The sequence below is a fragment of the Lampropedia cohaerens genome, assembly GCF_001005215.1.
Classification (GTDB): domain Bacteria; phylum Pseudomonadota; class Gammaproteobacteria; order Burkholderiales; family Burkholderiaceae_C; genus Lampropedia; species Lampropedia cohaerens.
The window spans coordinates 104,324-129,852 of record NZ_LBNQ01000012.1; the positions used below are offsets into that span (position 1 = coordinate 104,324).

General features: G+C 64.7%; 18 protein-coding genes and 1 riboswitch. Of the genes, 8 read left to right on the top strand and 10 right to left on the bottom strand.

Annotation, left to right across the window (positions count from 1 at the left end; all coding sequences use genetic code 11):
- Positions 1–9: 9 nt before the first annotated feature.
- The 3 genes from AAV94_RS02875 (at position 10) to phbB (ending at position 3,889) form a co-directional block, all read left to right on the top strand.
- On the top strand, positions 10–912 hold the full coding sequence (locus AAV94_RS02875; protein WP_046740811.1) for a polyphenol oxidase family protein: 903 nt from the start codon (positions 10–12) through the stop codon (positions 910–912).
- Between the two features lie 343 nt (positions 913–1,255).
- A complete protein-coding gene (locus tag AAV94_RS02880) occupies positions 1,256–3,049 on the top strand; it encodes a PHA/PHB synthase family protein (RefSeq protein WP_084824710.1) in 1,794 nt (597 codons plus the stop codon).
- Positions 3,050–3,151: 102 nt separating this feature from the next.
- A complete protein-coding gene (phbB, locus tag AAV94_RS02885; RefSeq protein WP_046740812.1) occupies positions 3,152–3,889 on the top strand; it encodes an acetoacetyl-CoA reductase in 738 nt (245 codons plus the stop codon).
- A gap of 116 nt (positions 3,890–4,005) precedes the next feature.
- On the opposite strand, the gene adhP is transcribed toward phbB, so the two are convergent.
- A complete protein-coding gene (adhP, locus tag AAV94_RS02890; RefSeq protein ID WP_046740813.1) occupies positions 4,006–5,034 on the bottom strand; it encodes an alcohol dehydrogenase AdhP in 1,029 nt (342 codons plus the stop codon).
- Between the two features lie 98 nt (positions 5,035–5,132).
- Positions 5,133–6,662, bottom strand: coding sequence for an acetaldehyde dehydrogenase ExaC (gene exaC, locus AAV94_RS02895; protein WP_046740861.1), 1,530 nt, complete (start codon positions 6,660–6,662; stop codon positions 5,133–5,135).
- Positions 6,663–7,184: 522 nt separating this feature from the next.
- On the opposite strand from exaC, the gene AAV94_RS02900 reads away from it, so the two are divergent.
- Entirely contained in the window at positions 7,185–9,218 is a 2,034-nt protein-coding gene (locus AAV94_RS02900; RefSeq protein ID WP_046740814.1) for a sigma-54-dependent Fis family transcriptional regulator, read from the top strand.
- Between the two features lie 84 nt (positions 9,219–9,302).
- Entirely contained in the window at positions 9,303–10,238 is a 936-nt protein-coding gene (hemC, locus tag AAV94_RS02905) for a hydroxymethylbilane synthase (protein WP_046740815.1), read from the top strand.
- 21 nt (positions 10,239–10,259) lie between these two features.
- On the opposite strand, the gene AAV94_RS02910 is transcribed toward hemC, so the two are convergent.
- Positions 10,260–11,156: a pseudouridine synthase gene (locus AAV94_RS02910; RefSeq protein ID WP_046740816.1), complete on the bottom strand. Its 897-nt coding sequence runs from the start codon at positions 11,154–11,156 to the stop codon at positions 10,260–10,262.
- Positions 11,153–12,598: an aminotransferase-like domain-containing protein gene (locus AAV94_RS02915; RefSeq protein WP_046740862.1), complete on the bottom strand. Its 1,446-nt coding sequence runs from the start codon at positions 12,596–12,598 to the stop codon at positions 11,153–11,155. Before AAV94_RS02915 ends, AAV94_RS02910 begins: the two co-directional genes overlap by 4 nt.
- Positions 12,599–12,831: 233 nt before the next feature.
- Between AAV94_RS02915 and gabT the strand changes: the two genes are divergently transcribed.
- The 3 genes from gabT to AAV94_RS02930 all read left to right on the top strand — a co-directional run bounded on the left by gabT (position 12,832) and on the right by AAV94_RS02930 (position 17,461).
- A complete protein-coding gene (gene gabT / locus AAV94_RS02920; protein ID WP_046740817.1) occupies positions 12,832–14,157 on the top strand; it encodes a 4-aminobutyrate--2-oxoglutarate transaminase in 1,326 nt (441 codons plus the stop codon).
- Positions 14,158–14,489: 332 nt separating this feature from the next.
- Positions 14,490–15,935 (top strand): amino acid permease, encoded by a 1,446-nt coding sequence (locus tag AAV94_RS02925; protein WP_046740863.1) that lies wholly within the window; start codon positions 14,490–14,492, stop codon positions 15,933–15,935.
- Between the two features lie 50 nt (positions 15,936–15,985).
- On the top strand, positions 15,986–17,461 hold the full coding sequence (locus AAV94_RS02930; protein WP_046740818.1) for an NAD-dependent succinate-semialdehyde dehydrogenase: 1,476 nt from the start codon (positions 15,986–15,988) through the stop codon (positions 17,459–17,461).
- 20 nt (positions 17,462–17,481) lie between these two features.
- Here AAV94_RS02930 and cobO read toward each other — a convergent pair whose 3' ends face one another.
- The 6 genes from cobO to AAV94_RS02960 form a co-directional block, all read right to left on the bottom strand.
- Positions 17,482–18,051, bottom strand: a complete 570-nt coding sequence (gene cobO, locus AAV94_RS02935) for a cob(I)yrinic acid a,c-diamide adenosyltransferase (protein ID WP_046740819.1) — start codon at positions 18,049–18,051, stop codon at positions 17,482–17,484.
- Positions 18,052–18,072: 21 nt separating this feature from the next.
- Positions 18,073–18,873 carry an ABC transporter ATP-binding protein gene (locus AAV94_RS02940; RefSeq protein ID WP_084824705.1) on the bottom strand — a complete coding sequence of 267 codons (801 nt, stop codon included), beginning with the start codon at positions 18,871–18,873 and terminating at the stop codon, positions 18,073–18,075.
- Positions 18,870–19,946 carry a FecCD family ABC transporter permease gene (locus AAV94_RS02945; protein WP_046740820.1) on the bottom strand — a complete coding sequence of 359 codons (1,077 nt, stop codon included), beginning with the start codon at positions 19,944–19,946 and terminating at the stop codon, positions 18,870–18,872. The genes AAV94_RS02940 and AAV94_RS02945 overlap by 4 nt, the downstream gene beginning before the upstream one ends.
- 17 nt (positions 19,947–19,963) lie before the next feature.
- Entirely contained in the window at positions 19,964–20,899 is a 936-nt protein-coding gene (locus AAV94_RS02950) for an ABC transporter substrate-binding protein (protein WP_084824711.1), read from the bottom strand.
- A 38-nt stretch (positions 20,900–20,937) separates the two neighbouring features.
- Positions 20,938–22,788, bottom strand: coding sequence for a TonB-dependent receptor domain-containing protein (locus tag AAV94_RS02955; protein ID WP_046740821.1), 1,851 nt, complete (start codon positions 22,786–22,788; stop codon positions 20,938–20,940).
- 74 nt (positions 22,789–22,862) lie between these two features.
- Positions 22,863–23,107, bottom strand: a riboswitch (cobalamin riboswitch).
- Between the two features lie 50 nt (positions 23,108–23,157).
- Positions 23,158–25,527, bottom strand: a complete 2,370-nt coding sequence (locus tag AAV94_RS02960) for a Tex family protein (protein ID WP_046740822.1) — start codon at positions 25,525–25,527, stop codon at positions 23,158–23,160.
- Positions 25,528–25,529: the final 2 nt, after the last annotated feature.

Below are 25,529 nucleotides of genomic sequence, written 5' to 3' on the forward strand. Positions count from 1 at the left end.
GCGCGCGCCATGTCAGATCCTTCTCTGCAACCGATTGCCAATGCGCAGGTCATTGTCCCCGATTGGCCGGCGCCGGCGCACGTGCAGGCCCTGTTCACGACCCGCACGGGCGGCTGCAGCGCAGCGCCCTGGGATAGCTGGAACCTCGGCAGCCATGTTGGCGATGACAGGCAAGCCGTCATGGCCAATCGCGCGCGCCTGCACATGGCGGTCCAGGCCCTTGGCGGTGGCGCCCATCCTGTCCGCCTGACCTTTCTGACGCAGGTGCATGGCAACCATGTCGTGCATCTTCCGCTGGCGCCCTTGGATCTGCCCCATGGCCCGAGCACCGATGGCCCGCCGGCCGACGCCGCGATCACGACAAGCGCAGGCACCGCATGCACGATTCTCGTGGCCGACTGCCTGCCCGTACTGTTCACGCATCGCCACTACCCCATTGTGGCCGCGGCCCACGCCGGCTGGCGCGGCCTGGCCGGCACGCAGGGTCACGGCATTCTTGAAGCGACACTCCAGCAGCTGGCCCTGCTCGCGCGCCTGCTGGCCGGCGCGCCGCACATGCCACTGAGCGCGGTAGCGCGCGATGTGCTCGTCTGGCTGGGGCCGTGCATCGGTCCCGCTGCGTTTGAAGTGGGCGATGACGTACGTGAGGCCTTCGTGCGCCCGCATCCCGCCGACGCCGCCGTGGCAGCGTGCTTTTCTCCAGCCGGGCCGGGCAAGTGGCACGCCAGCCTGCCCGCGCTGGCGCGCCTGCGCCTACATGCAGCAGGCGTGCCACACCAGGCCATGCATGGCAATGACGGCCAGCCCGCGTGGTGCACCCATGCGCAGGCGCAGCACTTCTTCTCCCACCGCCGGGATGCGGCGGCGCTTGGCGCAACCGGGCGCATGGCCGCATGCATCTGGCTGACATAGGCCAGACGCCATGACCCCCTTCGCAGGGTCTGAGAGCCTGTTTGCGATGTTCTTATGCGCCGCAGGTGCGGATAAACCCTGTGCTACCAAAGTGGAGCGGGTTTGCCCAGTTGAAGCCGCCCCGATGGACCATCTATGATGGTTGCGTAAATCGAGAAAAATGGCGCCGTAGCCAGCACTGACGTCAAGCCTGGCGCTTGAATCCTGCGCACTGGTGTCAGGCATGCCTGACGTACATGCGTGCCGCTGGCATACTGCTTAGGACCCATGCGGCGGCAAACAGAACAGGCAAGGCCTTGCGCCCCGGCGGCGACCCCGAGGATTGGATGAGGAGACATTGGCCATGAGCAGCACCCCGAACCAAGGCGCAGGCACGCACGTCGATTACTGGCAGCAGCTGCACACGCTGCAGCAGCAGGCGCTGCAAGGCTGGGGGCAACTGGGGCAGCAGGGCCTGCACGGCAAGCAGCAGGATGCCGCCGGTGCTGGCGCGAGCCCCCCCTTTTCCTTCTTTGCCGAACTGGCGCAAAGTCATGCCGCCAGCCCCGACACGCCGCGTTTGCACATCGATGCGGAGAAACTGCAGGCGCTGCAAGCACAATACCTGGAGCAGATCGGGCAGCTCGCCCGCAGTGAGCTCCACGAGCTGGCCGAGATGCTGCGCACCGATCGGCGCTTTGCCAGTCCCGCATGGCTGGAGAGCAAACCCGCTGCCATGACGGCTGCGCTCTACAAGATCCATGGCGCGCTGCTGCACAGGCTGGTGGCCATCACCGAAACCGACGACAAGACCCGCGCTCGCCTGCAGTTTGCGGTGGACCAGTGGCTGGCCGCCACTGCGCCGAGCAATTTCCTGGCGCTCAACCCCGAAGCGCAGCTGCAAGCCATCGCCTCCAAGGGCCAAAGCATTTCCAAAGGCCTGCTCAACCTGTGGCAGGACGTCCGGCGCGGCTATCTCTCCATGACCGACGAGGCACAGTTCGAAGTGGGCCGCAACCTCGCCGTCACGCCCGGGTCAGTGGTCTACCAGAACGCGCTGTTTCAGCTCATCGAGTACAAGCCGAGCACTCCAAAGGTGTACGAGCGACCGCTGCTGCTGGTCCCCCCCTGCATCAACAAGTACTACATCCTGGACCTGCAGCCCGGCAACTCGCTGATTGAATACGCCGTTGCGCAAGGCCATCGCACCTTTGTCATCAGCTGGCGCAACCCGGACCGGTCAATGGATACCTGCACCTGGGATGACTACATCGAGCACGCGGCCATCGAGGCCATTGGCGTGGTACAGGACATCACTCGCGCCGCCACCATCAACACACTGGGCTTCTGCGTTGGCGGCACAATTCTCACCACCGCCCTCGCCGTGCTGGCCGCGCGCGGCGCCCATCCGGTCGAAAGCGCCACGTTACTGACTACGCTGGTTGACTTCTCCGAGACGGGTATTCTCGACATCTTCATCGACGAGAACCTGGTGCGCTTTCGCGAACTGCAAATGGGCCAGAAAGGACTGTTGCCAGGCCATGACCTGGCAACGACCTTCCGTTTCCTGCGCCCCAACGAACTGGTGTGGAACTATGTCGTTGGCAACTACCTCAAGGGCGAAACGCCAGCGCCATTCGACCTGCTGTACTGGAACAGCGACGGCACCAACCTGCCCGGCCCCTTTTACACGTGGTACCTGCGCAATACCTACCTCGAAAACAACCTAGTCAAGCCGGGACACGCCACCGTCTGCGGCGTACCGGTGGACTTTCGCCAGGTGCACACGCCAATGTACATCTACGGCTCGCGGGAGGACCACATCGTGCCAATTCGCGCAGCCTACGCAAGCACGCGCGTTTTTCCAGGTGACAAGCAATTCGTCATGGGTGCATCCGGACACATTGCCGGAGTGATCAACCCTCCGGCGCGCGGCAAGCGCCATTACTGGAAGAGCAGCGTCAGCCCCCTGCCCGGGGATTGGGAACGCTGGGTCGAGACGGCCGAGCAAGTCCCCGGGAGCTGGTGGCCGCACTGGGCCGAATGGCTGGCGAGCCATGCCGGCAAACAGGTTCCAGCCCCCAAGCGCCCCGGGCGAGGCGCTGCTTACAAAGAGATCGAGCCGGCACCGGGCAGCTATGTCCGCCAGCGCGCTTGAGTTGAATCATCCGATCATCGCCCCACCAGTCAGCCAGACGGTTGAGCCGGGCACAGTCTTTGCATCCAGCTTTCTGTAAAAAACATTCAAGGAGCACATCGCATGAATCAGAAGGTCGCCTACGTTACCGGAGGAATGGGCGGAATCGGCACCGCCATTTGCCAACGCCTGTACAAGGAAGGATTCAAGGTGATTGCCGGCTGCGGCCCCAAGCGGGATTACCAGTCCTGGCTTGACGAACAAAAGGCTGCCGGCTACATCTTTCACGCATCGGTCGGCAATGTCGCAAACTGGGATTCCACCGTAGAAGCCTTCTCCAAGGCCAAGGCCGAACACGGCAGCATTGATGTACTGGTCAACAATGCCGGCATCACGCGCGACAGGATGTTCGTGAAGATGACGCCCGATGACTGGAATGCCGTCATCGAAACCAACCTCAATTCCATGTTCAATGTCACCAAGCAGGTGGTCGGGGACATGGTAGAGAAAGGTTGGGGCCGCATCGTCAACATCAGCTCCGTCAATGGCGCCAAGGGCCAGGCCGGCCAGACCAACTACTCAGCCGCCAAGGCCGGGATGCACGGCTTTACGATGGCGCTGGCACAGGAGCTGGCCAGCAAGGGGGTAACCGTCAACACCGTCAGCCCCGGCTACATTGGCACTGACATGGTCAAGGCCATCCGCGAGGACGTGCTGGAGAAGATCGTCGCCACCATTCCCGTGCGACGCCTGGGCGAGCCCGGCGAGATCGCCTCCATCATCGCATGGCTGGTGTCGGAAGACGGTGGCTACTCCACCGGCGCGGACTTTCCCGTCAACGGCGGCCTGCACATGCACTGAAAACAATGGCTGGCAGGACGCTGCCTGCCAGCCAGATGAAGATGGAAAGGCACCTGCTGATGCGCTATCGGTAGCGCGCCGCATCAACGCGCAGCGCACCATCAGGTTGCCTGACCTCAGGCAGCGATGTCCAGCACAATACGTCCGTCGATCTTCCCTTTGTGCATGCGGTCGAAGATATCGTTGATGGCCTCCAACTTCTCGGCCTTGACGGTAGCCTTGACCTTGCCCTGCGCGGCGAAATCGAGTGATTCCTGTAGATCCAGGCGCGTGCCGACAATCGAGCCCTTGATGGTGATGCCCTTGAGCACGGTGGAGAAGATCGGCAGCGGGAAGCTGCCGGGCGGCAGGCCATTGAGCGAGATGGTGCCGCCACGGCGCACCGCCCCGATCGCCTGCTCAAAGGCTTTTTCCGAGACAGCGGTGACGAGAATGCCATGTGCGCCGCCAATCTCCTTTTGGAGGAACTCAGCGGGATCGGTGGTGCGCGCATTGACGACCACGGTGGCGCCCAGCGCCTTGGCCAACGTCAGCTTGCTATCTTCCACGTCGATGGCGGCAACGTTGTAGCCCATGGCCTTGGCATACTGCACGGCCAGGTGGCCAAGACCGCCAATACCAGAGATTGCCACCCAGTCCCCTGCCTTGGCGCCCAGTACCTTCAAGCCCTTGTACACCGTCACGCCAGCGCACAGGATGGGTGCCACTTCAATGGAGTCCAGCCCGTTGGGCACGTGTCCGACGTAGTTGGGATCGGCCAGCGCGTATTCGGCAAAGCCACCGTTGACGGAATAACCGGTGTTTTCCTGCTTCTCGCAAAGCGTCTCCCACCCGCCCAGGCAGTGGACGCAGTAGCCGCAAGCGGTGTGCAGCCACGGAATGCCGACACGGTCGCCTTCCTTGACATGTTTGACGTTCTTGCCCACTGCCACGACATGACCAACTCCTTCATGGCCGGGAATGAATGGGGGGTTGGGTTTGACTGGCCAGTCACCATCAGCGGCGTGCAGGTCGGTATGACACACGCCGGAAGCGGCGATTTTCACCAGTACCTGATCGTCATTGGGGGTAGGCACCGGCACTTCCTCGATCTGCAGCGGCTTGCCGAACTCGCGCACTACGGCAGCTTTCATGGTCTTGCTCATGAGACGTTCTCCTTTACAGGTTGAGAAGCGGTTAACAGTTGTATCGTGCGCAACGGCGGCCGGACCGCCGCTGCCGCGCCCGCTGGCGCACCGTGCGCTCAGAAGAATCCGAGCTTGTCAGGGCTGTAACTCACCAGCATGCACTTGGTCTGCTGGTAGTTGGCCAGTGCCATCTTGTGGGTCTCGCGGCCAATGCCCGACTGCTTGTAGCCACCAAATGCGGCATGCGCCGGATAGGCGTGATAGCAGTTGGTCCACACGCGGCCAGCCTGAATGGCCCGCCCGGCCTTATAGGCTGTCGTGCCGTTACGCGTCCAAACGCCAGCGCCCAGTCCAAAAACGGTGTCATTGGCAACGGCCACTGCCTCGTCCAGGTCCTTGAAGGTCGTCAGCGCCGCAACGGGGCCGAAGATTTCTTCCTGGAAGATACGCATCTTGTTGTTGCCCTGCAGTATCGTGGGCTTGATGTAGTAGCCACCTTCGAGCTCGTCGCCCAGCGCATTGCGCTCACCACCGATGATGGCCTGGGCGCCCTCCTGCCTGCCGATGTCGATATAGCTGAGAATCTTCTCCATCTGCACCTTGGAAACCTGCGCACCGACCATTGTCGAGGTATCCAGCGGATGGCCCGTCTTGATCCTGGCTACGCGCTCCTTGGCCTTCTCGATGAACGCTTCGGCGATCGACTCCTGCACCAGAATGCGTGATGGGCAGGTACAGATCTCGCCCTGGTTCAGCGCGAACATCGCCAGCCCTTCCAGCGCCTTGTCAAGAAAGGCATCATCCTTGTCCATCACATCCGCGAAGAAGATGTTGGGGCTCTTGCCGCCAAGCTCGACGGTGGACGGAATCAGATTGTCCGCGGCGGCATGCAGGATGCGCTGGCCCACCGGGGTGGAGCCGGTGAAGGCAATCTTTGCGATGCGCTTGCTGGTTGCCAGTGCTTCGCCAGCCTCCTTGCCGAAGCCATTGACGATGTTGACCACACCCGGGGGAATCAGATCGCCAATCGTCTCCATCAATACCAGAATGGAGGCCGGCGTCTGTTCCGCCGGCTTCATCACCACCGAGCACCCGGCGGCCAGCGCCGGCGCCAGCTTCCAGGCGGCCATCAGCAATGGGAAGTTCCAGGGGATGATCTGGCCCACGACACCGATCGGCTCCTTGAAGTGGTAGGCCACGGTGTTCTCGTCGATCTCCGAGATCGCTCCCTCCTCGGCCCGCAGGCAGCCGGCAAAGTAGCGGAAGTGGTCTACCGCCAGCGGCAGGTCGGCGGCCAGCGTCTCCCGCAGGGGCTTGCCGTTGTCGATGGTCTCGGCCACCGCCAGCAGCTGCAGGTTCTGCTCGATGCGATCGGCAATCTTCAGCAGCAGGTTGGAGCGCTCGGTCGGCGAAGTCTTGCCCCATTTGACCTGGGCGGCATGGGCCGCATCCAGCGCGCGGTCGACGTCTTCGGCATCGGACTGCGCGACCTTGGTAAAGGGCTTGCCGGTAATGGGAGAAATGTTCTCGAAATAGCGCCCGGCCGATGGCGCCACCCATTTACCGCCGATGTAGTTGTCGTACTGCGCCTTGTAGGGAAAGCGCAGATCAAGGTTGAAGCGCTTGAGCTCAAAGGGGTCTGCCATGTATGCCTCCATATGTTGAAGTTATGACGATCAAGGCCGTGGTCACACAAACCCAGCCGATCCTTACGCGCACGCCGACGGCGTACCGCGTCAATACACTTTATACAAAATTCGCGCCAACTGGCATATACACACAAACATATGATTTATAACGATTTTTGTGCATTGCAACACCAACTCTCCAGGTTGCTGTGTCGCAGTTTGAGACACTGTCACCCCTGCGTTTTCATGACAACCGCAACAGTCGCGCAAACCCGCACAGCGTGGCGTTTGCGCGATTCCTATAATGGGTCCGTCAGGCCGCTCACTGCCGTTGCACGGGTGGACCTGAGACCCAACGAGGCGGCTTGACAGGCGCGCAGAAAGCCTGCATGCCAGTGCCTGCGCCCACGCGATAGGCAGCTGGCCGGCATCGCCGCAACAGCTTTGCGGGATACGCACGCGGGAGAGGGTCACCCTGCCAGGCGGGCACCGGTGTGCACAACGGCAAGCGCGTGTCCCCCTTCATGGCAAGGAGACAGCATGAGGCAGGAAGTACAGGAACTCCTGAGTGCACGCAGCGCGCTCTGCGCGGCGGGGCGCCCCGCGCTGGACGCGCGCCTGGCCGATTCCTGGCAGCGCAGCGTTGACGCAGGCCTTCACCCGCGTGACATGCGCGAAATACCTGAGCCCCTCACTGGCAGTGCCTTTCGGCAGTTGCTCGACTGCAATGGCGACCTGCTCGCACACGCCCGGCCCGTGATGGACTTCGTGTACGGACAGATTCGCGGCAGCCAGTGCATGGTCGTTCTCTCCGACGCCCACAGCCTGCTGCTGCACACGCAAGGAGATCGTACCTTCCTCAACAAGGCACAGCGCGTGGCCCTGATGCCGGGAGCCGACTGGCATGAGCGCCGCCGCGGCACGAACGCCATCGGCACCGCAGTGGCCGATCGCGCACCGGTGCGGGTGCGAGGCAGCGAGCACTTCATGGAACAAAACGGCTTCCTGCACTGCTCTGCCGCCCCCATCTTTACCGCACAGGGCGACGTGGCTGGCGTCGTTGACATTTCCGGCGCGCCGATTGCCTCGCACCGCCATACACTGGCGCTGGCGGGTATGGCCGCGCGCATGATTGAGAACAGCTGGCTGAAGTCCAGCTATCCGCAACATGCCCGCATCCACCTGCATCCCCAGCCGCAGGGACTGGATACACCGGCCGAAGGGATTGTCATCATGTCCGGCGACGGCGTGCTCGTCGGCGCCAACCAGGCAGCCATGCAGCTGCTGCGCCTTGCCAGCGGCGACTTCTTCCAGCTGAGACTCGACAGCCGCCTGCGCGAGCGCCTGCTGAAATTGCTCGCAGAATCGAACCGCGGCATCCGCAGCCTGCGCCTGCCTGGCGCTGGCAAGCTCTACCTGCGCATCCACTACGCGACCGCCGCGCCACTGTGGCAGCGCGCCACAGACCATCGGCTTTCGGCCGCACCGCACCCCACCGCCGCGCCTGTGCAGGCCAGCGACTCCGCCCCATCAGGCGAGACGGCCCAGGATGCGCTGGCCGCTACCGATACCGGCGACCAACGCTGGCGCACTGCCACCGACAAAGTGCGCCGCATTTTGAGGCACGACATTCCACTGCTGATCCAGGGTGAGTCCGGTGTGGGCAAGGAAGTGCTGGCACGCGCCGCGCACGCCAGTGGTCCGCGGCAGGGCAAACCATTCGTGGCCATCAACTGCGCAGCCATCCCCGAATCGCTGATCGAGGCCGAGCTGTTCGGCTACGCACCGGGCGCCTATACCGGTGCCCTGCGCGGCGGCAGCCCCGGGCGCATCCGTGAAGCGCATGGTGGTACGCTGTTTCTCGACGAAATCGGCGACATGCCATTGCTGCTGCAGTCGCGCCTGTTGCGCGTGCTGCAGCAGCGCCAAGTCACGCCGTTGGGCGGCGCGCCCGTGCAAGTCGATTTCGCGCTGATCTGCGCCAGCCATTGCGCGCTGGCGCAGGCGGTGGAGCAAGGGCGCTTTCGCGCAGACCTCTACTACCGCATCAATGGCTTTGCCGTGCATCTGCCGCCATTGCGAGAGCGACAGGATTTCGATGCGCTGATTGGCCGCATTCTGCGTGACTGCGCTACCGAGGATCTGCACGTAGCCCCCGATGTGATGGCAGCCATGCGACGCTACCACTGGCCCGGCAACCTGCGCCAGCTCGCCAGCGTACTGAAGACGGCCTGCGCCCTGCGCGAACCCCATGAGCAACAGCTGAGCTGGCACCATCTGGCCGATGACATCAGCGCCACGCTGCAAAGTCTGCCCCCTGCCGCCCCGGCGGTCCCGGCGGCACTGCCTGCCCGCACCGCACAGGCAGACGACATGGCCGGTGCACTGCAACGCCGCAAACTGGCTGCCATTGCACGCGCTGTCCAGGAAGCGGGCGGCAACATCAGCCGAGCGGCTCGCGCACTGGGCGTGAGTCGGCAGACCATCTATCGGCATTTGCGCGACGCGCAATGGCGCCATGCTGGTGATGTCGCCGCATCCAAGCTCGGTCCACCACATGACGGCGCGTGCTAGCATCTGCGGTTTCGTTCAAGGCGTTCGGTTCGCTCCTGCACCACGCGATCATGCGGCACGGGCCGGTTACCCAGCTTCTCTGCCATGTCCAACAATGCTTCCCCACTTGCGCTGACCATTGCTACCCGTGAAAGCCGCCTAGCGCTGTGGCAAGCCACGCATGTGCAGACGCTGCTGCTGCAGCGCGGCCATCGCGTGCAGCTGCTGGGGATGACAACCCGCGGCGACCAGATCCTCGATCGCAGTCTCAGCAAAGTCGGCGGCAAGGGTCTGTTTGTCAAGGAGCTGGAAGCGGCCCTGCTTGAAGGCCGTGCACAGCTGGCGGTGCACTCGCTCAAGGACGTGCCCATGGACCTGCCTGCGGGATTCACACTCGCCTGCGTGCTGCCGCGCGGCAATCCGTGCGATGCCTTCGTCTCGCCCCGCTATGCCAGCCTGGACGCCCTGCCGCACGGCGCCTGCGTGGGCACCTCCAGCCTGCGTCGCCAGGTACTGCTGCACCACCTGCGCCCGGACCTGCGCATCAAGCCGCTGCGGGGCAACCTCGACACGCGCCTGCGCAAACTCGATGAAGGTCAGTTTGATGCCATCGTGCTGGCCGCAACCGGTCTGGAACGCCTGGGATTGCAGGCGCGGATTCGTCACATCTTCACGCCTGAACAGATGCTGCCAGCAGCAGGCCAAGGGGCACTCGGCGTCGAGGTGCGCAGCGATGACGCCCAGTTGATCGCTGCGCTGCAGCCGCTGGCCGACGCACCCACATGGCTGGCCACAGCCGCCGAGCGCGCCGTCAGCCGCGGGCTTGGCGGCAGCTGCTCAGTGCCGCTGGCAGCCCACGCAGTGTGGGCCGAGGGCGGCACAAGCGACCAGCTCTGGCTGCGTGCTGCCTGGGGCGATGTGCATGGCAGGCAACCGTTGGTGCAGGCGCAGGCCCGCGCGCAGGTCACCAGCACGGCACAGGCGGAGGCGCTGGGCGAACAGGTCGTTGCGCAGCTGCGCAGCGCAGGCGCCGCAGCCTGACCCCGCTGCGCCCGACGCGCTTCACGCCGCCTCGGGCGGCGGCCACTGCAGCTGGCGCCTGCTCTCGAATACGCGCAGCGCTCCGGTCAACGGATCGTTGAACGCGATGCGTCGCGCCAGCAGTTGCAGTGGCCGGCTGAAGTCGCCTTCGGGCGGATCGTTAATGGCCGGATAGAACGCATCGTGGCGGATCGGCACGCCCAGCGCAGCCATGTGCACACGCAACTGGTGCTTGCGCCCGCTTTCCGGTCGCAGTCGGTACAGTGCCCATGCACCATGCCGCGCGATGACCTCCATCGAGGTCTGGCTATTGGGCTCGCCAGGCACCTCCATCATCGTGAAAAAGCGCGGCCCGCCCGGCTCCAGCCGGCTGCGATGCACCACTGGCGTGGCAAAGCGCACATGCCAGCGCGCCACCGCCTCATAGACCTTGTCTACTTGGCGGTTGCGAAACAGGCTATGGTAGGCATCACGCAGCGCCGGATCGGCGCAGAACAGCACCACTCCGGCAGTGTCCTTGTCCAGCCTGTGCAGCGGTGAAAGCTGCGGCAAGCCCAGTTGGCGCTGCAGCCGCGTGAGCAGCGTCTGCGCGGCGTGCTGGCCGGCCGGTGCCGTCGGCAGGAAGTGGGGCTTGTCGACCACAACCAGTGCACTATCTTGATGCAGCACGGTATGGGCAAACGGCACGGGAACCTCCTGCTGCACCGTGCGCCGGTACAGCAGGTGGGTGGTCACAGCCACTGGCATATCCGCTGCCAGCGGCTTGCCGGCCGCATTGCATACCTGGCCAGCAGCCAGCCGCTGGCGCCACACCGCCTCCTCCACACGCGGAAAGCGCTGACGCAGAAAGGCGAGCACCGTACCAGGGGCCCGTGGCGGTACGCCAACCCGGCTCCATCCCGGCAAATCCGATTTCATGCCGCGTGGTCCCGCAACCGTGCCGATGCACTGCCGGGCAGGGATTGCAGCCACTGCTGCAACCACTGCCACAGCCGCTCGTCCAAACTGTAGGAGACATTGAAGCGTAGCCACCCGGTCGGGGCCAGATCGACCATGAACAGCTGCCCCAGCCCCAGCAATATCCCTTGCGCAGCGGCCGCATCGACCGCCATCCGGCCATCGGCCACCGCGGGATGGCGCGCCCACAGGAACATGCCCTCGCCCGGCTCGCTAAACAGTTCGAAACCCAATGCCCGCAGGCGCGCGGCCACGGTCTCGTGTGCCGCCGCCAAGCGTTCGCGCAGCTGCCGCAGGTGCTTTCGCCAGCGCCCGTCCGTAATGACGTTAAAGACCAGCTGTTCGCCCACTTCCGAAGAGGTCAGGCCGGAGAGCATCTTCAGGTGCAGCATGGGCGCAAGCACCTGTGGATGCGCCAGCAAATACCCCACGCGCAGGTTGGCCGCCACTGTCTTGGAGTAGTTGCCCAGATAGATCACGCGCTGCAGCTGATCCAGGCTGGCCAGCGACGGCTGGTGACTGGCGTCCATGTCCGCGTAGATGTCGTTCTCCACCAGCATCACATCGTGCCGCGCAGCCAGTTGCAACAGCTGGTGCAGCTGCGCCAGGCTGGCGCGCGAGCATGTCGGACTCTGCAGGCGCGGCTGCGTAAAGAATGCCTTCGGCCGCAGCGTCTCCAGCAAGCGCGTGAATTCCTGCAGGTCATACCCATCGGGCGTGCGCGGCACACCGTGCAACACGGCCCCTTGCAGCCGCAGCATGCTCAGCAGATTGGGATAGCCGGGCTCATCAACCAGGACGACATCACCGGGCTTGACCAGTGTGCGCGCAGCCAGATCCAGCCCCTGACTGGAGCCGTGCGTGAGCATCACCTGCGCCGGCGTGGCATGAATCAGCTGCTCCTGCGCCAGCGTCTGGGCGATGGCCTGCCGCAGCGCCGGCAGCCCCAGCGGATCGCCGTAACCGCTCAGGGCCACGCCGTCACTGGCCAGCTTGCGCAACGCGCGCCGCACGCCATCGCCAAACATCCATTCGTCGGGCAGCCAGCCGCAGCCGGGCTTGAGCGGCCAGTCGCGGTTCTCGAAGATCTGCGTGAGGTACCAGGCCGCATCGAACACCGGTTGCGCCCGCACTGCGCCTTCGGCGCTGTTCGCCGCTGCAGGCTCGACTCTGCGATTGACGAAGAATCCGGCGTTGGCGCGCGAGACCAGCACCCCCTGCGCCACCAGCCGGTCGTACGCTTCCACCACCGTGAACACGCTCACGGAGTGACTGGCGGCAAAGGCTCGGATCGAGGGCAGCTTGGCACCAGGCTTGAGTACCTGTGACTGCACCAGCGCGCGAATACCTTCAATGATCTGGCGCACCAGCGGTGTCGGGGCGTCAGGGCGCAAATCAAGCATGGGGAAAATGCGATCCAGAAAATCCATCCATCGGGCCAAGCCGATACAAAGCAAGAAAAATGCCGGAGAACCTAGGGTTTTCCTGTAGTGGTCAAGCGACCAGTACAGTGCGCCGACTCCCGCGCACCGCTGTACATGGACGCTGGCACACAGGCTCCCTACATTGGCTGCTGCTGCCAAGGCATTGGTCATGACGCAGATGTCCTGCGCACCTTGGCAATGCAGAGAAACCCATGAACAGCCCAGCCGACAACTTTATCACCAAGCCCCAACCCGCCAGTCAGGACAATGCCGCACTGATGGCCCGCCGCCAGGCCGCCTTGCCGCGTGGCGTTGGCCAGTCGCACGCGATCTTCGCCAGTCATGCGAGCAATGCGGAAATCTGGGACGTCGAGGGACGCCGCTACATCGACTTTGCCGGCGGCATCGCGGTGCTCAACACCGGCCATGCCCACCCGGAAATCACGGCTGCCGTGCAGGAGCAGGTGGCCAAGTTCAGCCACACCTGCTTTCAGGTGGTTGCCTATGAACCTTACGTGGAGCTGGCAGAAAGGCTCAACCAGCTTGCCCCCGGTTCCACCGCCAAGAAAACGCTGTTCCTGACCACCGGTGCCGAAGCGGTGGAGAACGCCGTCAAGATCGCGCGGGCTTACACCAAGCGCTCCGGCATCATCGCCTTTGGCGGCGGCTTTCATGGTCGCACGAATCTGACCATGGCACTGACCGGCAAGGTTGCTCCCTACAAGGTCGGGTTCGGTCCCTTCCCCTCCGACATCTACCACGCCAAGTATCCCAACCCGCTGCACGGTGTCAGCGTCGAAGAGGCACTGGAATCGGTGCGTGCGCTGTTCAAGTACGACATTGAGGCCGAACGTGTCGCAGCTTTTCTGATCGAGCCGGTGCAGGGGGAAGGCGGTTTCTATGCCGCGCCCGCCGAATTCATGGCCGGCCTCAAGGAAATTGCCGACGCGCACGGCATCCTGCTCATCGCCGATGAAGTGCAGACTGGGGCGGGCCGCACCGGCACCTGGTATGCCTGCGAGCAATGGCCCGTCGTACCCGATCTGATCACGACCGCCAAGTCGCTCGGCGGCGGCTACCCAATCTCCGCCGTTACCGGCCGCGCCGAGGTGATGGATGCGCCTATTCCGGGTGGCTTGGGTGGCACCTATGCGGGCAGCCCGGTCTCTGTTGTTGCGGCGCTGACCGTACTGCGTGTGTTCGAGAAGGAGAAACTGCTTGAGCGCGCCAAACAATTAGGTGAGCGCCTCAAGAGCGGCCTGCGCAAGCTGGCGGCGCAGCACAAACAAATAGTCGACGTGCGCGGTCTCGGTGCCATGGTGGCATTCGAGCTGGGCATTGACGGCGACGTGCACCGTCCCGATGCGGCGACAACCAAGCGCATCGTGGAAGAAGCAACCCGCCGCGGCCTGATACTGCTGTCGTGCGGAACTTACGGCAACGTGATCCGTATCCTTGTGCCGCTGACCGTCAGCGACGAAGTGGCTGACGAAGGTCTTGCCATCATCGCCGACAGCGTGGCCGCGGCGCTGGCCTAAGCCTTGTGCTGTCCATCCGGAATCCGACACGGCCCGCCAGGCGCTGCGATCCGCTTCACGGACGCGGCGTATGGCTGTGGCCGCGCCAATAACAACGAGGAGACACCATCACAACCTTGTGGCCTGCCGCCCGACTGCCACATTGTCGCAACGCACCGGCCGGTGCCAGCAGAACCGCCGGTTTCGTCTCGAGGAGCGCCGCCCTGATCAGGTGCATGCATCGCCGCTGGCCGCACCCCGCGTGTCCGCACAGCGCCTGCAACCGCGCGCCCTCGTTCCAGCCAACCAGTCCGCACCCGCTGCCTGCAGCGGCGCACGGAGGTGAACAGACCATGCAGACTGATTCCAACGCCCGCACCGCTGAAGGCTCCGGCCACCTCAGCGCCTCCCTGAAGACCCGCCACCTCACCATGATGTCGATCGCCGGCGTCATTGGCGCAGCACTGTTTGTCGGTTCCGGCTCGGTGATCGCCCAGGCCGGCCCTGCAACCATCCTCGCCTACCTCGCCGGAGGGGTGCTGGTCATTCTCATCATGCGCATGCTTGGCGAGATGGCTTCTTCCTCTCCCGATACCGGCTCGTTCTCCACCTACGCCGAAGACGCTATTGGCCGCTGGGCCGGTTTTACCATCGGTTGGCTGTACTGGTGGTTCTGGACACTGCTGATGGCATGGGAGGCCTATGTCGCTGGCATCATTCTGCATGGCTGGTTTCCTGCCGTCAGCGTCAACGTCTTCACGGCCGTGGTCACAGCGCTGCTGATTGTGGTCAATTTCCTGCAGGTCAAGAACTACGGCGAATTCGAATTCTGGTTTGCACTGATCAAGGTGGTTGCCATCATCTGCTTCATCGCGCTGGGAACACTGGCGGTCTTTAACCTTTGGCCACTAGGCGAAACCGGCAGTGTTGCCAACCTGACCGCACACGGTGGCTTCATGCCCAATGGCATCGGCTCGGTCATCGTTGCGCTGCTCGGGGTGATGTTTGCCTTCCTTGGTGCGGAAATCGTCACCATCGCCGCGTCCGAAGCGCAGAACCCTGCGCAGCAGATCGTACGCGCCACCAACTCCGTGGTCTGGCGCATCTGTCTGTTCTATATCGGCTCGATCTTCCTGATTGTCTGCCTGGTGCCCTGGAACGACCCACTGTTGGGTCAGTCCGGCTACGGTTCCTACCGTCGCGCACTAGAACTGATGGGCTTGCCCGGCGCGCAGTTCGTGATGAACTTCGTGGTACTGACATCCGTGAGCAGCTGCTTTATCTCGGCCCACTACACATGCTCGCGCATGTTGTACTCGCTCGCTCAACGCGGGGATGCGCCCGCATTTCTGATGAAAACCCGCGCCAACGGCACGCCAGTCAATGCCGTGATCGTCTCCTGCGCCATGGCCGTTCTGATTGCCTGCATCAACTTCTTCGAGTCACTGCGTCCCAAGGACATCCTGGACTTGCTGATGAACACCACCGGCATGATCGCCATGCTCGTCTACCTCGTCATCGCCTGCTCGCAGCTGCGCATGCGCCGCAAGCTGGAGGCTGCAGGACGGGAGATTCCGCTGCGCATGTGGCTGTTCCCCTATCTCACCTACGCAACCATTGTGTTCATCGTTGCCGCACTGGTCGCAATGCTGTTCGTTGAGCAGTACCGCGGCATCGTTCTGTCGACCGGCTGCGCCGCATTGCTGGTCGTAGTGGCTGGCATCGTGGTGCACGTGCGCTCTGCGCACACGCGGGCAGCCGCACGCAGCGATCACACTGCCGCGCAAGAGGCGCGCTAGCAACATCTGCAAACCTTTCACACGCCATCTCCACTCCTCGATCGCCAACAATGCCTTCCGACTGCCCTCTCGCACGACTCAACGATCCGTCCCTGCTCAAGACACAGGCCTTCATCAATGGCCAGTGGATCGATGGCGCCAGCCGCTTTCCAGTGCAGGACCCGGCTACCGGCGCGCACCTGGCTGACGTAGCGCTGCTCTCGCGCAGCGATGCGCGCCGTGCCATCGACGCCGCCAACGCCGCCCTGCCCGCCTGGCGCAACCTGACGGGCAAGCAGCGTCACGCCATTCTGCTGCGCTGGTACGTGCTACTGATTGAGCACCAGGAAGATCTGGCGCGCATCATGACCGCCGAGCAGGGTAAGCCGTTCGCAGAGGCCAGGGGCGAAGTCAGCTATGGTGCCAGCTTCGTCGAATGGTTTGCCGAGGAAGCCAAGCGCACCAACGGCGAAACCTTGCCGCAGTTCGACAACAACCGCCGCCTGCTCGTCATCAAGCAGCCCATCGGGGTCTGCGCCGCCATCACCCCATGGAACTTCCCACTGGCAATGATCACCCGCAAGGTAGCGCCAGCGCTGGCAGCCGGCTGTACGGTCGTCATCAAGCCTGCCGAGCTCACGCCACTGACGGCGCTGGCGGCGGTCGAGCTGGCGCGCCGCGCGGGAATTCCCGATGGCGTGCTCAACATCGTCACCAGCGACAGCGCAGGCAGCATTGAGATCGGCAAGGAACTGTGCGAGAACGACACGGTACGCCACCTGAGCTTTACCGGCAGCACCGAAGTCGGCCGGATCCTCATGCGGCAATGCGCGCCAACGGTCAAGAAACTGGCGCTGGAACTCGGGGGCAATGCGCCCTTCATCGTGTTCGATGACGCGGACATCGACTCCGCCGTCGAAGGCGCGATTGCCAGCAAGTACCGCAACGCCGGCCAGACCTGCGTGTGCGCCAACCGCATCTATGTGCAGGATGGCGTCTACGACGAATTCGCCGAGAAGTTTGCCGCCAAGGTGTCAGCCTTCAAGGTCGGCAACGGCTTCGAGGAAGGCGTGGTGCAGGGTCCGCTGATCGAGCCTGCTGCACTGGAGAAGGTGCAAAACCACATTGACGACGCCCTCGCCAAGGGCGGCAAGCTGCTGACCGGCGGACAGCGCCTGCATGGCCAATTCTTTCAGCCTACCGTGATCGCCGATGCCACCGCAGATATGAAGGTCGCGCGCGAGGAAACCTTCGGCCCGCTGGCACCCCTGTTTCGCTTTGCCACGGAGCAGGAGGCCATCGATGCGGCCAACCACACGGAGTTCGGCCTGGCCAGCTATTTCTACAGCCGTGACGTCGGACGCATCTTCCGCGTGGGCGAAGCGCTGGAGTACGGCATGGTGGGAATCAACGTTGGCATCATTGCCTCCGAGCACGTGCCGTTTGGTGGTGTCAAGCAATCGGGCCTCGGCCGCGAAGGGTCGCACCATGGCATCGACGAGTACCTGGAACTGAAATACCTCTGCCTGGGCGACATCCAGCGCTGACCCCTTTAGGCTGTCTTGGATCAGTCCTCAATGCCGCGTTGCGCCGGAATGCCTGCTTCGTATGCGTGCTTGATCTGGCGCATCTCGGTCACGGTATCGGCGATGTCGATCAGCTCCTGCGGGCAGCGCCGCCCGGTCAGTATCACATGCACCTCGCGCGGGCGCGTCTGCAACGCCTGCACGACCTCCTGCAGCGGCAGCCAGCCGTAGAGCAGTGGGTAAGTCACTTCGTCCAGCACCACCAAAAAGTAGTCGCCACTGTCAATGGCAGCGCGCGCACGCACCCAGCCCTCACGCGCCAGCTCGGCCGACCGTTCCAGATCCTTGCTCTTCCATGTAAAGCCGTCGCCCAGCCCCTCTACCGGAACGCCAAGCTGCTCGAACGCGCGGTGCTCGCCAAAGCGCGCACTGGGCACCTTGAGGAACTGGAAAACCTTCACCGCCTTGCCGCGTCCGTGCGCACGCAGCGCCAGGCCGAAAGCCGCGGTGCTTTTGCCCTTGCCATCGCCGGTGTTGATGAGCAGCAGGCCGCGCCGCTGCGCCACAGCCTGTTGCGGCGTCTGCTCAACCGGAGGGGGTTCTAGTTGCATGGATCTATCCTCAAAAATGGTTCATTGATTGGCCGCGTCAGCATGCACCTCGGCGCCAGGCAGCCGGGCAATGCTCGTCCACTGCCCCTGCACCTGGCAGATCGCGATGCGATGCTCGAACACCGCCTCGACGGCGCGGCGCGTCGCGACGTGGCCACAGGGCCCATGGTGCACGATGCGCCCATGCCGCAGGACCAGCAAATCGTCGGCCTGCAGGGCCATGGAAATCTCGTGCAGCACGGTCACCAGCGTCGTGCCAGCAGCCACCTGGGCACGCATGTCCAGCAGCCACTGGGTCTGGTGCGGGGGATCAAGGCCCGCCAGAGGCTCATCCATCAGCACCACCGGCGCCTGGACAGCCAGCACCCGCGCCAACAGCACGCGCTGGCGTTCGCCGCCAGAAAGTTGCGTCAATGTGCGGGCACGCAGCTGCCACACATGGCAGGCCTGCATTGCAGCGCGCACGGCCTGCACATCTGTGGCGCTGGGCATTGCAAGCCAGCTCTGGTACGGCAGCCGCCCCAGCATCACAGTGTCATAGGCCGTCAACGTGTCAAGCACGGGCTCCTGCTGGCCCAGCCACGCCACTGTGCGGGCGCGCTGACGGGCGGACATGGCCGTCAGCGGCTGATCCAGCAACAGCACCTGACCCTGCACCGGCAGCAAGCCTGCCATGGCCTTGAGCAGCGTGGACTTGCCGGCGCCATTGGGGCCGACGATGCTGGTCCAGCGCCCCCTGCGCAACGCTACATCGGCGTGCGCAATCGCACGATGCGCACCGAGGTCGACGCACAGCTGTTCCAGACGGATGGCTGCGGTCACCGCATTCCCTCCACGCTGCGCCTGCGTCGACGCAGCATCAGCCCTAAAAGATAACTGCCGCCAAGCAGCGCTGTGAGAACGCTGACCGGCAACTCCTGCGGCGCGATCAGCCAGCGTGCCAGCCAATCGGCCGAGGCCAGCAGCACCGCGCCCATGGCGGTGGAAAGCACCAGCAGTTGCCGATGCCGCACCATGACGAGCGCACGTACCAGATGCGGCGCGGCCAGGCCCACAAAGGCCAGCAGCCCGCACTGTGCCACCGCCGCACCCGTGGCCAGCGCCAGCACTACTACCAGCGCTGCCTGCACCGCGCCCAGCGGCAGGCCCAGCGAGCGGGCGGTGTCTGCTCCCAGTGACAAACCATCCAGCCCGCGCGCCAGCGCCCACGCTACCAGCACGCAGACAAGCAGTGTCAGCGCCATGATCGCGCATCCCTGCCAGCTCACGAACGCCGTCGATCCCAGTGCGTAGGACTGCATGGCCTGTAGCAGTGCCGGCCGCGCCTGCAGGATCAGGTCGCGCAATGCACCCAACACGACGCCTGTGATCACGCCCGCCAGCAACAGCTGCAAGCTGGCCAATGCCCCGCGGGCAAGCAGCAGCGTCACCATGACCGCTGCCAACGCCCCCAGAAAGGCCGCCCCCGTCAGACCGGCATGCATCGCCAGCGCATGGACGAGCACTCCGCCCGCGCCACCTTCGCCTGCGGCCTGAACGAGGCCCAGCAGCGCCAGCGTCACCCCCAGCGCGGCGCCTGATGCGCTGCCCAGCAGGTAGGGATCGGCCAACGGATTGCGAAACAGCCCTTGCGCCACGCAGCCAGCCAGCCCCAGCAGCGCCCCCGCCAGCAGCGCGCCCAACGTTCGTGGCAGCCGCACGTCCATGACGATCTGGCGCATCACAGGGTCATCACGCATGGCTTGCAATGGCGCGAACCCTTCGCTGCCTGTGGCCAGCCCCATCGCCAGCAACAACGCAGCCAGCAGCGCAAGCGCTGCCAGCAACCATACGCCGCGCTGCGCATGACGCGGCGCATCCGTATCGGCTTCAGACTGGGGCAGCGGCGTGGTCATGCGATGACAAGCCTTGCTTAATGGGTCTGCTGCGGCGGCGCGGGCGGTACATGATCGGCGATGCACTGCGCCATCAGGGCTGCCGCCTCGGCCATGCGGGGGCCGGGGCGCACCAGCACATCGGCAGCCTGTGCATCAAAGCGGCAGATGCGCCCCTGCCGTACCGCACGCATGCCGGACCAGCCCGGATAGGCCAGCCCGGCAGCCTGCACACCGGTCATCAGGATGTCAGGGTCCGCGCGCAGCACGAATTCGGGCGCCAACCGGGGAAACGGCCCAAGCTGCTCCGGCACCACATTGTGTACGCCCAGGCGCTGCAGGGTCTCGCCGATGAACGACTGCGGCCCCGCCGCGTAAGGGCCCTGCCCCACCTCGAAAAACACCCGCACGCCGCGCGCCTGGACGGGCAGGCGAGCCGCGGCGGCCTGCATCCCCTGCTCGATCTGTTGCCAGACAACGTGGGCGCTGCGCAGATCGCCATGCAGCTGCATGTCGGATGCAGGCCCCCGCAACATGGCCTCAAGCCGCTGCAGCACGCGTTGCACATCGGCGCGGGTCTGCGGCTCCAGCGCCACGACCCGCAGGCCCAGCGCTTCGAGCCGCGGCACCGCACGCGTGCTGACGGCCGCCAGCACCACGTCCGGCCGCAGGGCCAGCACGGCCTCGATATTCGGATCCAGGCCGCCGCCAAGCACCGGCAGAGTGCGGACTGACTCCGGGTGACGGGAATAGCGGTCCACACCAACGAGCCGGTCACAGGCACCGAGCGCGCAGACACTTTCCGTCAGCGCCGGCAGCAGGCTGACGATGCGCTGCGGTGGCTGTGCAAATAGCACGGTGTGCCCGCGGTCATCCACCACGGTCACGGCCTGCACCGTCCCCTGATCGGGCGCGGGGTGCGCCTGACCGGGTCCAACCGGAAGCACCGCAAGCAGTGCCAGCGCCACGCGAATGACCGCGCTACGCAGGGAAACTGCGGCGGTGCCGCACCTCAGCGCTCGGGCGCCCACTTCACCCCCAGATAGACGCTACGGCCCGGCGTGGCATAGCCGTGCACCACCGCATAGGGCTTGTCGCCGACGTTGTCGATGCGGCCAACCAGCGTCCAGTCCTGCCCCAGCGTGTGCGTGGCAGACAGGTTCCACAGCGCGTAGCCGCCCAGCCGCCGGGTGTTGGCTGAAGCATCCCAGCGGGAGGCCGATGCCTGCAGCTCCGCACCAAACAGCCAATCGGCCATTGCATACTCCGCGCGCAGGAAACCATGGCGTTTGGCGCGCCCCGCCAGCAGGTTGCCGGTCGTGCGGTCGGTCGGCTTCTGCCAGTCCAGCGAGCCCTGCAGGCTCCAGGCTCCCATGCGTGTCTGGCCAGCCAGCGTCACACCCTTATACTGCGCGCGGGCGGTGTTTTCGTAGCAGCCCCAACTGCTCTCGCAAGGACCTGCGGCGCCATAGCTGATGAGATTGGTGAGATTGTTGCGGTAGGCCGTCAGCGACAGCAAGTGAGCGCCCTGCGCGTAGGTGATGCCAGCCTCCACATTGCGCGCCACCTCCGGCTTGAGATCTGCCACACCGGAATCACTGAAGCGCTGATACAGCGTCGGCGCGCGAAAGGCCCGCGCGGCAGATACATGCGCGCGCCACTGCGGCGACAGCGTCAGCCCGTAGGCCACCGAGCCCGTCGTCTCTCCACCAAACTCGCTGTCATCGTCATAGCGCACCTGCGCCTGCAGGGCGTGCGCGCCTACATTCAGCGCATACCCCAGGGCCAGTGCGTTCTGGCTGCGCTTGCGATCAATGGGCGCGCTGACGAGGCTGTCTTGCCTGCGCTCCAGCAAAGCCGTCAGGTGATGTGCGCCAATGCGCAGGTCGTTTTGGAACAGGTAACTGCGTACGTTGGTGTCGGCGCTATAGGGGCTGGGCGCCGTCTCGTACTCGGTGCGGGAGTCACTCACGCTGACCAGCGTGCTGTACTGCTCACTCCACTGCGCCTGCCAGGCCAGATTGCCGGTGCGCAGGCGATTCTTGCTGCGGTCATCCGCATCCGCGCTGGCATCGTAGCCGGAGTTGAGATAGCTGCCCAGATAGGTGCCAGCGATGCGATGGCGAGAATTGATCCGGTAGCCCAGGCTGGCATGGCCAGAGCTGCGCCGGTAGCCGTCCTTGTCCGGGTTATAACCCCAGGTGGCCGGATCGGAGATGGCATTGAAGCCACTGCTGCGCTCATAGCCCACGTCCAGCGCATAATCCCAGCCATTGGCCCCGCCGCTGATGCCGGCGCTAGCATCGCGCGTGCCATGGTTGCCAAGCCCTGCCGAGACGAACGGAGTCGGTGCCTGTTCGCCCTGCTCGCCACGCCGCGTAAAGATCTGGATCACACCGTTGACGGCGTCGGAACCATAGACGGCTGCAGCGGGCCCACGCACGACCTCGATACGGTCAATCATGGACAGCGGAATGGCCTCCCATGGCGCGCCGCCCGTGGCCTGTGAATCCACTCGGACGCCATCGATAAAAACCGCCGTGTGACGCGTTTCCCCGCCGCGCATGAAAACACTGGTGGTGGTCCCCGGCCCGCCGTTGCGCGCCATCTCGATGCCCGGCTGGCGCGCGAGCACATCCGCCAGTCCGGTGACGCCGCTTTGCGCGATCGTTGCGCGATCAATGACCGTGACGTCGGCTAACACATCCTTCAGGCGCTGTTCACTGCGTGTCGCAGTGACGACCACCTCATCAAGCAAGGGATTTTGCGCGTGTGCGAGGCCAGCGCAGGCCAGCAGACAGGCGACGGAAACGGCGCGCAACGTCACGGACGCAGTCGGCCACGGCTTCGTGGTAGGCAACATGTGGACATTCAAGATCAAGACGCCGCACCGACCTCCCCGTCGGCATTGGCTGGCACACAAGCGCGGCCAGGCCGCGTACTTGCACGCTGCAGGCCGGTATCCGGGCTGGCGATTGGGCACCCCCGGCCTTCCCACTACATCTCGGCAGCAGTGACCATGGATAGGGGGTGCCGCAGCAAGGCGGCACGCCTTGCGATCGCTCACCGTTGCGGGGGCAGCGCAGGCCAGATGCACGCGTGGGTACGCGCCATCACCCTGCTTCCCGTTCAACTGCCAGCGCAAGAACGCGCTGGCGAGCACCTGCAGCGGCGCCGATTGTAGGCGATCAGGCCCGCCACGGTGCCCGGGGCACAGGCGATCAGGGCCGATTTACTGCTTCTTGAGCGCCTGCAGCTTGGCAAAGGCCGACTGCATTGCCGACGCAGGCTGACCCTGTGTGGCAGCATCGCGGCGCGGGCGCCGAGCACTGGCCGCGCCCCCCGCCGCGTCACGGCGCGCTTGCTGGGAAGCCGATTGGTCCAGCCGCATCGTCAGGCTGATGCGCTTGCGTGGCACATCCACCTCCAGGACTTTGACCTTGACGACCTGGCCAGTCTTGACGATCTCGCGCGCATCCTCCACGAAGCGATTGGCCAACTGGCTGACATGCACCAGACCGTCCTGGTGCACGCCCACATCCACGAAGGCGCCAAACTGCGCAACATTGCTCACGGTGCCCTCGAGCACCATGTCGGGGCGCAGATCGGTGATGTCCTCGACACCGTCGTTAAAGCGCGCCACCGTGAAGTCCGGCCGGGGATCCCGCCCGGGCTTTTCCAGCTCGCCGAGAATGTCCTTGACCGTGATGGCGCCCACTTCACCCTGCGCGAACTGCTCGGGCCTGAGCGTGCGCAGGAAGCTTCCATTGCCCATGAGCTGCTCGACTGGCTTTTGCGTGTACTGCAGGATGGCTTCCACCACCGGATAGGTCTCCGGATGCACGCCCGTCATGTCCAGCGGATTGTCGCCGCCGCGGATGCGCAGAAACCCGGCACTTTGCTCGAACGCCTTGGGCCCGAGCCCCGGCACCTTGAGCAATTGCTGACGGTTGCGGAAGGCGCCGTTGGCCTCGCGCCAACGCACCACCGCCCGCGCCACCGACGGGCTAAGGCCGGAAACGCGCGCCAGCAACGGGACACTGGCCGTGTTCAGATCCACCCCGACGCCATTGACACAGTCCTCCACCACCGCATCCAGCGTGCGCGCCAGCTCGGTCTGGTTGACATCGTGCTGGTACTGCCCCACACCGATGGACTTGGGATCGATCTTGACCAGCTCCGCCAGCGGATCCTGCAGGCGTCGCGCGATGCTGACGGCGCCGCGCAGGCTCACGTCCACGTCCGGCATCTCCTCGCTGGCATAGGCACTGGCCGAATACACCGAGGCGCCCGCCTCGGAGACCACCACCTTCTGCATCCGGTGCCCAGCACTGTCGGCCAGCATCTTGACCAGCTCGCCGGCGAGCTTGTCCGTCTCGCGGCTGGCCGTGCCGTTGCCGATGGCAATCAACGCGACCTTGTGCCGCGCGCACAGCGTCGCCAAAGTGCGCAGCGCGCCCTGCCAGTCGCGGCGCGGCTCGTGCGGATAGACGGTGGCCGTCTCCAGCAGCTTGCCGGTGGCATCGACCACGGCCACCTTCACGCCCGTGCGAATGCCGGGATCCAAGCCCATCACGGTGTGCGCGCCCGCGGGCGCTGCCAGCAACAAATCGCGCAGGTTGTCGCCAAACACCTTGATGGCAACGCGCTCGGAGGCCTCGCGCAGGCGCGCAAACAGATCGCGCTCCAGCGACAGGCTGAGCTTGACGCGCCAGGTCCATGCCACCACCTTGCGCAGCCAGTCGTCAGCGGCGCGGCCCTGATGGCTCCACTGCAGCAACGCGGCGATGCGGCCTTCGGCCAGACTGGGCCGACCGGGCTCGGGCTCGACCTCCTGTGCCAGACGCACCTGCAAGATATCGAGGCTGCGCCCGCGAAACACCGCCAGCGCGCGGTGCGACGGCACCTGGGCAATCGGCTCGCTGTAGTCGAAGTAATCCTTGAACTTGGCCACCTCCGGATCATCCGGATTCTTGCCGTCCGCGAGCTTGCTGACCAGCAGTCCCGTCTCCCACAGCCATTGGCGCATCGTCTGCACCAGCTGCGCATCTTCGGCCCAGCGCTCAGCCAGAATGTCGCGCGCGCCATCAAGCACCGCAGCAGCGGTGGTGAAATCGCTGCCGTCCTCGCCCTTTTCTGCCTTGACGTAGGCCGCAGCTGCCTCAGTAGGCACCAGCGCGGGATTGGCAAACAGCGCATCGGCCAGCGGCTCCAGTCCCGCTTCGCGCGCGATCTGGCCTTTGGTACGCCGCTTCTGCTTGTACGGCAGATACAGATCTTCCAGTTCCTGCTTGGTCGCGGCCTTGGCGATGGCGGCACTCAGGACGGGCGTGAGCTTGCCCTGCTCCTGGATGCTTTGCAGCACGCTTTGACGGCGCTGCTCCAGTTCGCGCAGGTAGCCAAGCCGCTCCTGCAACGCGCGCAGCTGGGCGTCATCCAGGCCGCCAGTGGCCTCCTTGCGATAGCGCGCAATGAACGGTACTGTCGCCCCGTCGTCGAGCAGCTTGACGGCTGCATCGACCTGCCTGGGCGCCGCGCCAAGCTCCTGCGCGATCAGTTGGTGGATGTGCTGCTGGGTTTGCGCGTCGATGGTAGATGCCATTT